This is a genomic window from Mycobacterium sp. (genome assembly GCF_032162605.1).
Classification (GTDB): domain Bacteria; phylum Actinomycetota; class Actinomycetes; order Mycobacteriales; family Mycobacteriaceae; genus Mycobacterium.
In genome coordinates, this window is record NZ_JAVROT010000276.1 from 1 (window position 1) to 12,442 (window position 12,442).

General features: G+C 65.7%; 14 protein-coding genes. 7 read left to right on the top strand and 7 right to left on the bottom strand.

Annotated features, from left to right (window positions below; genetic code table 11):
* The first annotated feature begins 85 nt into the window (after positions 1-85).
* The 5 genes from QOI01_RS16255 (at position 86) to QOI01_RS16275 (ending at position 5,392) form a co-directional block, all read left to right on the top strand.
* Positions 86-1,249, top strand: coding sequence for a phytanoyl-CoA dioxygenase family protein (locus QOI01_RS16255; protein WP_526382633.1), 1,164 nt, complete (start codon positions 86-88; stop codon positions 1,247-1,249).
* Positions 1,246-2,253 (top strand): Gfo/Idh/MocA family protein, encoded by a 1,008-nt coding sequence (locus tag QOI01_RS16260; RefSeq protein ID WP_526382635.1) that lies wholly within the window; start codon positions 1,246-1,248, stop codon positions 2,251-2,253. Before QOI01_RS16255 ends, QOI01_RS16260 begins: the two co-directional genes overlap by 4 nt.
* Positions 2,254-2,315: 62 nt before the next feature.
* Complete coding sequence (locus QOI01_RS16265; RefSeq protein WP_526382659.1) at positions 2,316-3,176, top strand: sugar phosphate isomerase/epimerase family protein; 861 nt, start codon at positions 2,316-2,318, stop codon at positions 3,174-3,176.
* 29 nt (positions 3,177-3,205) lie between these two features.
* Positions 3,206-4,195: a Gfo/Idh/MocA family protein gene (locus QOI01_RS16270; protein ID WP_526382637.1), complete on the top strand. Its 990-nt coding sequence runs from the start codon at positions 3,206-3,208 to the stop codon at positions 4,193-4,195.
* A 420-nt stretch (positions 4,196-4,615) separates the two neighbouring features.
* Positions 4,616-5,392, top strand: a complete 777-nt coding sequence (locus QOI01_RS16275; protein ID WP_526382639.1) for a TIM barrel protein — start codon at positions 4,616-4,618, stop codon at positions 5,390-5,392.
* On the opposite strand, the gene QOI01_RS16280 is transcribed toward QOI01_RS16275, so the two are convergent.
* From QOI01_RS16280 to QOI01_RS16310, 7 genes are all read right to left on the bottom strand, one after another.
* On the bottom strand, positions 5,389-5,868 hold the full coding sequence (locus tag QOI01_RS16280) for an SRPBCC family protein (protein WP_526382641.1): 480 nt from the start codon (positions 5,866-5,868) through the stop codon (positions 5,389-5,391). The two genes, QOI01_RS16275 and QOI01_RS16280, sit on opposite strands and share 4 nt — an antisense overlap.
* A gap of 60 nt (positions 5,869-5,928) precedes the next feature.
* Positions 5,929-6,144, bottom strand: coding sequence for a hypothetical protein (locus QOI01_RS16285; RefSeq protein ID WP_526382643.1), 216 nt, complete (start codon positions 6,142-6,144; stop codon positions 5,929-5,931).
* Between the two features lie 151 nt (positions 6,145-6,295).
* Positions 6,296-6,721: a cupin domain-containing protein gene (locus QOI01_RS16290; protein WP_526382645.1), complete on the bottom strand. Its 426-nt coding sequence runs from the start codon at positions 6,719-6,721 to the stop codon at positions 6,296-6,298.
* A 194-nt stretch (positions 6,722-6,915) separates the two neighbouring features.
* A complete protein-coding gene (locus QOI01_RS16295; RefSeq protein ID WP_526382647.1) occupies positions 6,916-7,734 on the bottom strand; it encodes an ATP-binding cassette domain-containing protein in 819 nt (272 codons plus the stop codon).
* A 4-nt stretch (positions 7,735-7,738) separates the two neighbouring features.
* A complete protein-coding gene (locus tag QOI01_RS16300; RefSeq protein WP_526382649.1) occupies positions 7,739-8,797 on the bottom strand; it encodes an ABC transporter permease in 1,059 nt (352 codons plus the stop codon).
* A 16-nt stretch (positions 8,798-8,813) separates the two neighbouring features.
* Complete coding sequence (locus tag QOI01_RS16305) at positions 8,814-9,806, bottom strand: substrate-binding domain-containing protein (protein ID WP_526382651.1); 993 nt, start codon at positions 9,804-9,806, stop codon at positions 8,814-8,816.
* Positions 9,807-9,973: 167 nt separating this feature from the next.
* On the bottom strand, positions 9,974-10,705 hold the full coding sequence (locus QOI01_RS16310; protein WP_526382653.1) for a GntR family transcriptional regulator: 732 nt from the start codon (positions 10,703-10,705) through the stop codon (positions 9,974-9,976).
* 154 nt (positions 10,706-10,859) lie between these two features.
* Between QOI01_RS16310 and iolC the strand changes: the two genes are divergently transcribed.
* Positions 10,860-11,864, top strand: a complete 1,005-nt coding sequence (iolC, locus tag QOI01_RS16315; RefSeq protein ID WP_526382655.1) for a 5-dehydro-2-deoxygluconokinase — start codon at positions 10,860-10,862, stop codon at positions 11,862-11,864.
* Positions 11,857-12,442 (top strand): Cgl0159 family (beta/alpha)8-fold protein (locus QOI01_RS16320; RefSeq protein ID WP_526382657.1); only part of this gene is annotated, 586 nt, incomplete at its 3' end. The genes iolC and QOI01_RS16320, both read left to right, overlap by 8 nt.

Below are 12,442 nucleotides of genomic sequence, written 5' to 3' on the forward strand. Positions count from 1 at the left end.
TTGCGTCTGCTCGCGCAACGGGGTGAGGGTTTTTTGATTGGTTTTTGGTGTTGATTGCTGCGCGCGTCACAACCAGACTAACGACATGACTGCATTGACCACCGAGACACGCGCGGCGTGGATCGAGCAGGCGGACTGCGATCTCGACGACTTCCGCGCACTGGTGTCGACAGAAACCGACTCACGCGACTACCCGCTGGCGAGCGACGTCCGTCAGGGCGTGCTCGTCTACTCCGCCGAGACGATGGCGAATGCCGACCGGCACGCCCTACAGACGGAGTTGATCCGCGCGCTCGCCGACGGACCCGGCGTGGTCGTGTTCGAGGGCGCTTTCGAGCCCACCGTCGTGGACCGCGCCAGCGTGGCGTTCACCGCCATCATCGAGGCCCAGCGCGCGGAGGGTGGCGCCGCCGGCGATCACTTCGGCAAGGCAGGCGCCAACGACCGGGTCTGGAATGCGGCACAGAAGCTCGCTCTTCACGCCCCAGAGGTGTTCGCAGACTATTACGCCAACGACGCCATCGCACTGGTGTCGCAGGCGTGGCTGGGCCCTCGCTACCAGATGACCTCACAGGTGAACGTCGTCAACCCCGGTGGGGCTCCCCAGGTTCCGCACCGCGACTACCACCTTGGCTTCGTCGACGTCGAGCAGTTGGCTGCCTATCCCGCGCACATGCATCGCATGTCGGCGGCCCTCACCCTGCAGGGCGCGGTCGCGCACTGCGACATGCCACTGAAGACCGGGCCGACCATGCTGCTGCCGCACTCGCAGAAGTTCGTGGGCGGTTACGTCGCGTTCTACCGCCAGGAGTTCATCGACTACTTCGCCACCAGGCAGGTGCAGGTGCCGCTGCAAGAGGGCGACGCGGTGTTCTTCAACCCGGCTCTCTTCCACGGCGCGGGCGCCAACACGTCGACGGACATCCGCCGGATGGCCAACCTGTTGCAGATCTCGTCGCCGTTCGGACGGGCGATGGAGGCGCTCGACCGCACCGCGATGGTGCGGGCCATCTATCCCGCACTGCTGGAGATGAAGGCTTCCGGACGCTCGGATCGCGCGCTCGGCAACGCGGTCAACGCCACCGCCGAGGGTTATCCGTTCCCCACCAACCTCGACAACGACCAACCGATCGGAAGCCTTGCGCCCCCGAGCCAGGTCGACACCGTACTGGCCGCCCTTGCCGACGGACTCACCCCCGATGCACTCGACGTCGCGCTCGCGCAACAAATCGAACGGAGAACTCCATGACCACCCTCGGCGTAATCGGACTGGGCCGTATCGGCGCCTTTCACACCGAAACCCTCAGCGGCATCGACGGCCTGGACGGGCTGGTGATCACCGACGAGCGCACCGACGTCGCACACGCCGTGGCCACCAAGTACGGCGTCAAGGCCGTCGACACCGTAGACGAGCTGTTGTCCTCCGGCATCGACGGAGTGGTCGTTGCGGCGGCGACGCCGGCCCACGCCGAGCTGACCCTTGCCGCGGTGGAGCGTGGCCTCCCGACGTTCTGCGAGAAGCCGATTGCGTCCACGGCGGCCGAGAGCGCCCGCGTCGCCGAGGTGATCCTCAAGTCCGGTGTGCCCGTTCAGGTCGGCTACCAGCGCCGGTACGACGCGGCGTTCGCCGCGGCCAAGCGCGCCGTGGACGACGGGTCGCTCGGCATCCTGCACACGGTGCGCAGCACCACGATGGACCCCGCTCCCCCACCGATGGACTACATCAAGGGCTCCGGCGGCATCTTCCGCGACTGCGCAGTGCACGACTTCGACGTGCTGAACTGGATCACGGGGCAACGGGCCGTCGAGGTCTACGCCACCGGGACGGTCCAGGGCGACCCGCTCTTCGCCGAGTACGACGACGTCGACACCGCCGCCGTGATCGTGACGTTCGACGGCGGCGCCACGGGCATCGTGTCCGCCGCCCGCTACAACGCCCGCGGCTACGACTGCCGCCTGGAGGTCCACGGCTTCGACGACAGTGTCGCGGCCGGCTGGGACCAGGGCGTGCCGCTGCGAAACATGGATCTGCGGAATGACTTTCCCACCGGCCCGGCTCATCACTTCTTCATGGACCGTTTCACCGCGGCGTTCCGCGCCGAGCTGACCGAGTTCGTCCAGGTCGCCAAGGGCGGCCCGATCCACGGCGCAACGGTGGCCGACGCCGTCGAGGTGGCTTGGCTCGCCGAAGCCGCCGCCGAGTCCCTGCGCCGGCACGCGCCGGTGCGCATCGACGAAGTGCGCAACTCGTGACCGGCGCTGGGGGTCCCCCCGCTTGCGGGAGAGAGCGAAGCGACCGGGGAATCGACCCAGCGATCAAGATTGCCGGGGCGCCTATTTCCTGGGGCGTCTGCGAGGTGCCCGGTTGGGGCTATCAGTTGCAGCCCGACCGGGTGCTGGCAGAGATGCGCGGTGCCGGGCTAACCGCCACCGAGCTCGGGCCCGACGGCTTCCTCCCATCGGACACCGAGGAGCTGAAATCGGTTCTGCGCGCCAACGATCTGGCCTGCGTCGGCGGCTTCGTCCCCGTCATCCTGCACAATGCCGATCACGATCCGGGCGATGACCTCGCCGGTCCGTTGGAGTCGCTGTGCGCCGCAGGAGCGGGCGTCGTGGTGCTCGCGGCGGCTACTGGGTCCGACGGTTACGACTCCCGTCCCGTCCTCGATGACGCTCAATGGTCGACGCTGTTCGCCAACCTCGACAGGTTGGTCGCCATCGTCGCCGACCGGGGTCTGCTGGCGGTGCTGCATCCGCATGTCGGCACCATCGTGGAGACCCGCGCGGACGTCGACAGGGTGCTCGCGGGGTCCTCGATCCCGTTGTGCCTGGACACCGGTCACCTGCTGATCGGCGGGACCGACCCGTTGGAGCTGGCCAAGGCAGTGCCGAACCGCATCGCCCACACCCACCTCAAGGACGTCGATGCCGCACTGGCCGCCAAGGTGCAGTCCGGCGATCTGACGTACACCGACGCCGTGAAGGCGGGAATGTACACCCCACTCGGCACTGGTGACGTCGACATCGCCGGGATCGTCTCGGTGTTGCGGGACAACGGTTTCGACGGCTGGTTCGTTCTCGAACAGGACACCATCCTCGACGGCGAGCCGGCCGACGAGGGGCCCATCCGTGACGTGCTGGCCAGTGTCGCTCATCTCCGCCAGGTCACGTCGTGAGGCACGAGCGGAGCGAAGCGGGACCGCGCATGGCATTAGGCATCGGGGTTCTTGGCGCGTCGCGGATCGCCGAGCTGGGGATCGTCGGACCGGCGGCCGAACTCGGCCACCGACTGGTGGCGGTGGCGGCCCGGGACCGATCACGTGCCGAGGTCTTCGCCGAGAAGTACGGCGTGGAGAGGGTTGTCGACGGCTACCAGGCGGTGATCGACGATCCCGACGTCGATGTCCTCTACAACCCGCTGGCCAACTCCCTGCACGCGCCGTGGAATCTCGCGGCGATCGCGGCGGGCAAGTCCGTGCTGAGCGAAAAGCCCTTCGCCCGTGACGAATCCGAGGCCCGATTCGTCGCAGAGACAGCCGACGCCGCGGGCGTCACCGTGCAGGAGGGCTTTCACTACTTCTTCCATCCCGTCACCCAGCGTGCATTCGAGCTGGCCGGCGACGGCACCATCGGCGACATCGTGCACGTCGAGGTCCGGATGTCGATGCCCGCACCGGGCGACGACGACCCACGCTGGTCGCTGGAATTGGCAGGCGGAGCCCTGATGGACCTCGGCTGCTACGGCTTGCACGTGATGCGGTCGCTCGGTCGCCTCGCGGCGCCGGGCATCGAGGGGCGGCCCTCGGTGGTGCGCGCCCACGCCGAGCAGCGCACTCCCGGGGTGGACGCCTGGTGTGACGTCGAGATCGGCTTCCCCGGCGGAGCTACCGGCCTCACCGCCAATTCGATGGTGGGAGAACACCACATGCACACGATCCGAATCGTGGGCACGGCTGGCAGTCTTCTGGTGCACGACTTCATCAAGCCGAATGCCGACGATCGACTGACGATCACCACTCCGGCGGGCACCACGGTCGAACGACTCGGCACCAGAACGTCCTACACGTATCAGCTGGAGGCCTTCGCCGCCCACGTGCTGCACGGCACCCCGCTGCCGTTCGGCACCGCCGACGCGGTGGCGAACATGGCCTTCGTGGACGCCGCGTACCGCGCCGCGGGGATGCAGCCCCGCTAGCGCCCACCCCCCTGGCGCGAGCGTGCGTGTCTGCGCACGACCCGCCGAGACCTCTTGGCAGAACGCGCACCTTCGCGGCGCGAAAATGCGATCAGGGCCGGGGCTTGCCGCGCTTCGTCCGTGGGCGAGTTGCAGCCCGCTCGTGCCACCGCAATCGCAGCAGCATCACCTGCCGGTGGGCGCTGAAGGAGATGGCCAACGGGTCACGCCACGCCGACGTGCGTGCCGATTGTTTGCGATCGATGTCCACACGTCGATTGTGCCGTCCGAGCGCGAATCGGGCACGGTGACGCGGGCCATCAGATGACGTCGGGTCGTTGAACAACCGCCCAACTTCCGCCGTATCGCCACCACAATTGAGGGGTTTTTGCCGGATTTCCGGTGTTGAATCCCACGCTCGACCGCATAAGACTGACCCGCATGAGCAACTTCGAACTCGCGGTCAATGCCGAGATGGTGTTCAAGGGATCGCCGATCATCGAACGGGTCCGCCGCATCCACGATATGGGCTTCGCCGCCGAGATCTGGAGCTGGGACGACAAGGATCTCGACGCACTGGCGGCAACGGGTGCGAAGTTCACGTCGATGACCGGATATCTTCACGGCGACCTGATCGACCCCGAGACCGCCGACGAGGTCGTGCGTACCGCGGAACTGAGTATCAAGGCCGCTGAGACGCTTGGCGTTACGCGCCTGAACCTGCACACTGCCGAGCTCGTCGACGGCTTGCCTGCGCGACCCCGCCTGCGCGCGACCGGCGCGATGTGGACCACCGCGCTGCGAACTCTGGAGAAGCTGGGCGAACTCGGGGCATCCGCCGGTGTGGAGTTCTGCGTGGAGAATCTCAACACCATCGTCGACCATCCCGGCGTGCCGCTGGCCCGTGCCAAGGACACGCTGGCCCTCATCGAGGGTGTCGGGCACCCGAACGTCAAGATGATGCTCGACCTGTACCACGCGCAGATCGGGGAGGGAAACCTGATCGAACTGGTCCGCCGCTGCGGCGATGCCATCGGCGAGATCCAGGTAGCCGACGTGCCGGGCCGGTGCCAGCCGGGAACGGGCGAGATCTACTACCCGGCCGTCGCGAAGGCGTTGCTCGACATGGGTTATCGCGGCACCGTCGGCTTGGAGGGCTACGCGGAGGGCGACGACGTGAACGCACTCAACGCGTTTCGCGCGGCATTCACGGTCTAGGTGCTGAACCGACCTGCGAGCCGCTCCAGCGTCGACGTCATGCCGTCGCCGTTCTTCTTGACGTACCCGAACGCAGTGATCATCAGCGGTACCTTCACGGTGCTGTAGTCGAAGGTCTCGGTGACCTCGGTGATCGTGGTGTCGCCGGGCGTCGCTTCGGTCAGCTCCCAGCGCCAACGGTGCCCTAGTGGATGCTGCCACTCGATGACCTTGCCATCCTGCACGTCGGTCACGGTCGAGGTGATCTTGTACGGCACCCCGAACTGCTTCATCCCGACGGTGAACTTGTCGCCCACCGCCAGGTGATGGGGGCCCTTGACGTCGATGTCGCGGACAGTGCCGGAGCCGTCGAGTTCGGGATGACGGTGCGGGTCGCTGACGATCGCGAAGATCTCCGCGGCAGGCGCCTTGACCAGAACCCGCCTGGCTACCTTCTGCGGACCGGCATCGACCTTGGACACGGCTGACGTAGTCATGTCCGGTGTAATACCCACTGAATGAGCCCGCGACACACCGTCCACGTAGTTCACCCGTTTCTAACGGTTCCTCTGGTGACGGTGGTGCTCAGGGGTGCCCGGCTTGATGTTCGTGCCGTTCACGCCGTCGTGGTGGGTCTGGCCGGCGAAGGTCTGCGGCCCCGGGTTGGGGACGACGGTGCTGGCCTGGCTAGCGGTGGCGAAACCGACGGCGAGAAGTGCGGGGGCGACGGCCAGGGCGGCTCCTGCGGTGATCCTGCGGGCGATGGCGTTCATCTGAGTTCTCCTCGGGTAGGTGACTTTTCGGCTCTCGACCGGATCCCCCGGCGATGACTCAAATATGCCGCCCAGAGGGGCCGACGTCTGTCGAGCGATCAGGCCCCACGCTGGTGGAGAACGTTGTCCCCCGATCGGGGGAAGACTGCCATTAGTCGGGAACGGGCGTGGTGAGAGGCTGGTCGGCGTCGACGACCCAGGTGACGACGGCCCGCGCCTCGACGTCGCCGGGATTCAACGAGACATGAGGATGATCTCGCGTCGTCACGAAGGTCTCACCCGGGTGGAACATCCGTCCCGGTTGACCATCGATGGTGATCTCCACGCCGCCACCGAGGACGTAACCACTCTCGATGCCGTGATGCAGGTGATGCCCGGCCGAAGCCCGCGGCGGAAATGTGACGACACCGGTGACGGCATTCTGAGGTACCGGGGCATCGACGGGAGTCGTCTGCAGGATGTCGCGGGTGACGGTGTGATCGGATTGCGGCGAAGCATGGCTCAGCGCCGCAGCAGGCCCGCCGAGCATGACCATCGCAAGCGCCGCGCCGGCCGCCGGCGTCAAGATCGCCTTCATTGAATTCTTGGCTCCTACTGCTCGGTTACACCCATCGTCGGTCTGCCTGCTGTCGCCCCTGAAGGCGTGGGTGTGACGCGCAGATGCCAGGACGCATTCATCGTCGGCCGCGCGCCCGTCGTCCGGCAAAAGACGACAAGACTCCGCCGGCCCGAAGGCCGACGGAGTCCGGTGATTCGTCGAGTTCTTGCCCGCTATTTGCGACCCAGTTCGTGCGTCAGCGCCTCGAGCTCGTCGCCGCCGGCCATCTCCTGGGTCAGGTGGTCGAGCGTGATGTCGTCGTAGGCGCAGTCAAGCTTCTGCCGACCGCGGTTGAGCAGGACGAAGTGGTCACCAACCATGTGCGCGTGGTGCGGGTTGTGGGTGATGAAGACGACGCCGAACCCGGCTTCCTTGGCCGCGGTGATGTACTTCAACACCACGCCGGACTGCTTGACGCCCAGCGCAGCGGTCGGCTCGTCGAGGATAAGCACCCGCGCGCCGAAGAATACCGCGCGAGCGATGGCGACGCACTGGCGCTGTCCGCCCGACAGCGAGCCGATCGGCGCGTCGACGTCGGGCAGTTCGATGCCCATCTTCGACAACTCCGTCAGCGTCGTCGCCCGCATCGCGTCGGCGTCCAACGAGAACGGGAAGGATTTCTTGCGCACCTCCTGGCCGAGAAAGAAGTTGCGCCACACCGGCATCAACGGAACGACGGCCAGGTTCTGGTACACCGTGGCAATGCCCTTGGCCAGCGCGTCGGCGGGTGAGCCGAACTTCATAGGTTCTCCGTCGACCAGCAGTTCACCGTCGCTCTGCTGGTGCAGGCCGGAGATGATCTTGATCAGCGTGGACTTGCCCGCACCGTTGTCACCCAGGATGCCGGTTACCTCCCCGGCGTGCACCCGCAGGCAGATGTCCCTGAGCGCGGTGATGTTTCCGTAGGACTTGCCGACGTTCTTCAGTTCGACCAAGGGCACCTTGCCGCCGGACGGAGCGTCGTTGCTTGGCTTTTCGACTGTTGTGGTCATCGGATCACTTCTTCGCTGCGTAGTTACGGAAGGCGTTGTTGGCGATCACCGCGAACAGCAGCATGGCGCCAAGGAAGAACTTGAACCAGTCGGGATCCCAACCGGCGTAGACGATGCCCTGGTTCGTCATGCCGAAGATGAAAGCACCGATGGCGGCACCGATGGCGGTGCCGTAGCCGCCGGTGAGGAGGCAGCCGCCAATGACCGCGGCAATGATGTAGAAGAACTCGTTGCCGATGCCCTGCCCGGACTGCACCGTGTTGAATGCGAACAACAGGTGCATGCCCACGAACCAGGCACAGAAGCCGACGAACATGAACAGCCCGATCTTCACCTTGGTCACCGGAACACCCACGGCACGAGCGCTTTCTGCGTCACCGCCCACGGCGAAGATCCAGTTGCCGATCTTGGTTTTGAACAACACCCACGTCGCGATCGCGGTGAAGACGAGCCACCACACGACGGTGATGCGGATACCGACTCCGAACACGGTGAACGACGACGCGAAGGTCGCGCGAGCCGAGTCGAAGCCTTGCATGTCGCTGACGCTCTGGGTGGCCACCTGACCGGCGACCAGCTTGGTGACGGCGAGGTTGATGCCGGCGAGCATGAAGAACGAACTCAGCGTGATGAGGAAGCTGGGGATCTTGGTCTTCATCACCAGGTAGCCGTTCAAGAAGCCGACACTCAGCGCGAGGACGAGAGACAGTGCCGCACCTGCCCAGAGATTCAGGTGCAGGTTGTAGGCCAGCATCGACGCCGCGAGCGAGCTGAACGTGACCGCCACGCCCGCCGACAGGTCGAACTCGCCGCCGATCATGAGGACCGCCACGCCGCACGCCATGATGCCGATGGTGGAACTTGCGTACAGCACGGTGGCCAGTGACGCCGCCTCGCGGAACGGGGCCGCCACGATCAGGAAGAAGACGAAGATGCCGATGGCACCGATGCCCGCACCCATTTCAGGGCGAATCAGCAGCCTCTGAAGGCGATTCCGCTCCTTGACGCGTTCGTCGCGAACGACCTTGTGGTCGGCGACGTTAAGGTCTGCCTGCGTAGTCATGTGTGGTCTCCCGTTCCTAGCGAGTTCCGGACTTGGCCAACTCGGCGACGGCGTCGATGTTGCCCTGATCGATGAAGGACGGCCCGGTCAGCGTCGGCTGACCGCCACCGATCAGGTTCTTGTTGTTCACGAACAGCCAGAGCGAGTCGATTGCGAGATAGCCCTGCAGGTATGGCTGCTGATCGACGGCCCACTGGACCTGACCGCCCTTGATCGCGTCGACGAGCGCGGCATTGGTGTCGAACGTGACGATCTTCGCCTGGCTGCCCGCGTTGCCCACTGACTGGACTGCGGTCAGCGCGATCGGCGCGCCAAGCGCGACGATGTGGTCGACGGAGGGATCCTGCTGCAGCTTGGCCGTGATGGTTGCCTCGACCGACGGCATGTCCTTGCTGTTCACGTTCAGGATTTCACTCTGGCCCTTGAAGCCCTGCTTGACTCCGGCGCAACGGGATTCGAGTGCAACCTGACCCTGCTCCTGAATGACGCAGATGATCTTCTTCGCGCCGTCGGCGTTCAGTTTCTCGCCCGCCGCGACGCCTGCAAGCTTTTCGTCCTGGCCGAAATACTCCTGAACTCCCATCGACTTGAAATCGTCGAAGCCGGAGTTGAACCCCACCACCGGAATACCCTTGGCCTCGGCGGCCTTGACTGCTGGCGCCATGGCATCGGGCTTGGCGAGCGTGACGGCGATGCCGTCGACGCCGCTGTCGATGGCGCTCTGAACCAGGTTGGCCTGATTGGGCGCCTCAGGATCGTTGGAGTACCGGAGTTCGATGTTGTCCTTCTTGGCGGCAGCCTCGGCACCCTTGCGGATGAGGTCCCAGAAGGAATCGCCCGGCACCTCGTGGGTGATCATCGCGACCGTCATGCGCGGCGTGTCGACGGAGCCACCGCCGCCACCTCCGTCACCGGTCCCGGCGGGCTTCCCTCCGGTGCTCGAACACGACACGAGTCCGAGGGCGACAACCCCGGCTCCAGCGACGGCTGCCAGCCGAACAAACTTCATCGTCTCTCCTGTCTGCGAGTGCCGTGCGACACTGCCCTGGAGACGATGTAATACGGGTCACAGCCGAAAGTCAATACTTTGTTCGGACATTAGGACTGCAGGTCATATGACCCCCGACGCAAAAAAGTTAGCCAGACAGCCCGCAGTCACCAACGACGACTGAGCGACTAGCGGTCGACGAGCGTGGTCTCGAAGTAGTAGCGCGACGCGCGATAGCAATGGTCGCCGTACTCAACGGCTTTGCCCGAGTCGTCGAAGGCGGTCCGGCTCATGGACAGGAGAGGGGCGCCGGCCTTCTCGGTCAGCAACCTGGCCTCGGTTCGCGTCGCAGGCCTGGCGCCGATTCGTTGCCTGGCGAGACGGATGTGCACACCGCGGGTGCGCAGCGCCTGATAAAGACCGATGCGCTCGAGTTCCTCTGCCGCCGGCGCCAAGTCGACCGGAAGATAGTTGACCATCACTGCCAGAGGCTCACCGTTGGCACGACGCAACCGCTGGATCGTGACGATCTCGTGGCCACTGGCCAGGTTCAGCTGCAGTGCGACCTCGTCGTCGGCTTTGCCGATCTGGTAATCGAGCAGTTCCGTCGTCGGCTCCTGGCCCGCACGGACCAGGTCGTCGAAGAGACTGGTCAGCTCGACGCGACGGTGAACGGGGTTCTGCACGACCTGCGTGCCGACCCCACGCTTGCGGACCAATAGGCCCTTGTCGACGATTTCCTGAATGGCACGGCGCGTCGTTGGACGCGACAACGTGAGCCGCTTGGCGAGGTCGAGCTCGTTCTCGAAGCGATCCCCAGGGACGAGGTCACCGTCCCGGATTGCCGCCTCGATCGCTTGAGCGAGTTGGTAATACAACGGCACAGGGCTCGATCGGTCGAGCTCAACCTGCAGCGGCACGTCGCCTCCGATCTCGGGTGACCAGACAAGACTGGGCCCAAGAGTAACACTGGCATGATCGCAAGTCTGAATGTCAGGACAAACTCTTGACAGAGCCGAGTGGCGAGGGGCACAGTCGTAGGCAAGCCATTCAATTACCGCCCTGGGAGCTGACGTGTCCACCTCACAGCCGTTCGACGTGCTGGCCATCGGCCGAAGCGGCGTCGACATCTACCCCTTGCAGATAGGCGTCGGGCTGGAGGAGGTGACGTCCTTCGGGAAGTTCCTCGGCGGCAGTGCCGCCAACGTCGCGGTGGCGGCGGCCCGTCTCGGCAACCGCGCGGCACTGATCTCCGGCGTCGGCGACGACCCGTTCGGACGATTCGTCCGAGCAGAGCTGAACAGGCTCGGGGTCGACAACCGCTATGTCGCAACACATGACGCCTACCCGACCCCGGTCACGTTTTGCGAGATCTTCCCGCCCGACGACTTCCCGCTGTACTTCTACCGCAAGCCGAGCGCTCCAGACCTTCAGATCACGCCGGACGAGATCGACGCCGACGCGGTCCGGTCGGCCCGGCTGTACTGGTCGACGGTGACCGGCCTTTCCGAAGAGCCCAGCAGAAGCGCGCACTTCGCGGCATGGGAGAGGCGATCTGGGGCGAGCGAAGCGACGGGGACAAGAGGAGGTCGCGCTCCCCTGACCGTGCTCGACCTCGATTACCGCCCGATGTTCTGGGAGTCACCCGCTGCCGCGACGGAGCAGGTGCAGCGCGCACTTCAACACGTCACGGTCGCCGTCGGCAACCGTGAGGAGTGCGAGATCGCCGTCGGCGAGAGCAACCCCCGCAAGGCGGCGGAAGCTCTGCTGGATCTCGGCGTGGAGTTGGCGATCGTGAAGCAGGGCCCGCGAGGCGTGCTAGGCAAGACCAGGCACAGCTCGGTGACCGTGCCGCCCAACGAGGTGGACGTCGTCAACGGACTCGGTGCGGGAGACAGTTTCGGCGGCAGCCTGATTCACGGTCTACTGCGCGGATGGCCGCTGGAGAAGACACTGCGTTACGCCAACGCCGCAGGCGCCATCGTGGCCGCCCGACTCGAATGTTCGACCGCCATGCCCACTGCAGCAGAAGTTGCCGAGTTGGCGGAACAAACCGCAGTGGAGGCCGTCAATGTCTGACGCACTTTGTGTCGACTACGCCCAGGTGACCGATCTGCGAGCGGCCGATCCTGCTGCCGTCGCCCGCGCTTGGGAGGACCGCACCACCCGGCCCACCATCCGGGGCGACGGTCGACTGATGATCGTGGCCGCGGACCATCCCGCCCGCGGCGCGCTGGCCGTCGGCAACCGGCCGACCGCAATGAACAGTCGCACCGATCTGCTGGACCGTCTGCGCGCCGCGCTGGCCGACCCGGGTGTCGACGGCGTGCTTGCCACGGCGGACATCCTCGACGACCTGCTGCTCGTCGGCGCGCTGGAGGACAAGGTCGTGTTCTCCTCGTTCAACCGTGGCGGCTTGGCAGGCGCGGCGTTCGAGTTCGACGATCAGATGACCGCTGCCACCCCGGAGTCGACCGCCGCCGCGAAGATGAACGGCGGAAAGATGCTGTGCCGCATCGCCCTCGACGATCCCGGGACGGTCACCACCATGGCGGCGTGCGCCAAGGCCGTGGACGAACTGGCTGCGCATGGCCTGATCGCGATGCTCGAGCCGTTCATGTCGAGCCGCGTCGACGGCAAGGTGCGCAACGACCTGA

Bases quoted from the DNA above. Each gene is read 5' to 3' on its own strand.
- QOI01_RS16255 (WP_526382633.1), top strand. From the start codon at position 86: ATGACTGCATTGACCACCGAGACACGCGCGGCGTGGATCGAGCAGGCG.
- QOI01_RS16260 (WP_526382635.1), top strand. From the start codon at position 1,246: ATGACCACCCTCGGCGTAATCGGACTGGGCCGTATCGGCGCCTTTCAC.
- QOI01_RS16270 (WP_526382637.1), top strand. From the start codon at position 3,206: ATGGCATTAGGCATCGGGGTTCTTGGCGCGTCGCGGATCGCCGAGCTG.
- QOI01_RS16275 (WP_526382639.1), top strand. From the start codon at position 4,616: ATGAGCAACTTCGAACTCGCGGTCAATGCCGAGATGGTGTTCAAGGGA.
- QOI01_RS16280 (WP_526382641.1), bottom strand. From the start codon at position 5,868: ATGACTACGTCAGCCGTGTCCAAGGTCGATGCCGGTCCGCAGAAGGTA.
- QOI01_RS16285 (WP_526382643.1), bottom strand. From the start codon at position 6,144: ATGAACGCCATCGCCCGCAGGATCACCGCAGGAGCCGCCCTGGCCGTC.
- QOI01_RS16290 (WP_526382645.1), bottom strand. From the start codon at position 6,721: ATGAAGGCGATCTTGACGCCGGCGGCCGGCGCGGCGCTTGCGATGGTC.
- QOI01_RS16295 (WP_526382647.1), bottom strand. From the start codon at position 7,734: ATGACCACAACAGTCGAAAAGCCAAGCAACGACGCTCCGTCCGGCGGC.
- QOI01_RS16300 (WP_526382649.1), bottom strand. From the start codon at position 8,797: ATGACTACGCAGGCAGACCTTAACGTCGCCGACCACAAGGTCGTTCGC.
- QOI01_RS16305 (WP_526382651.1), bottom strand. From the start codon at position 9,806: ATGAAGTTTGTTCGGCTGGCAGCCGTCGCTGGAGCCGGGGTTGTCGCC.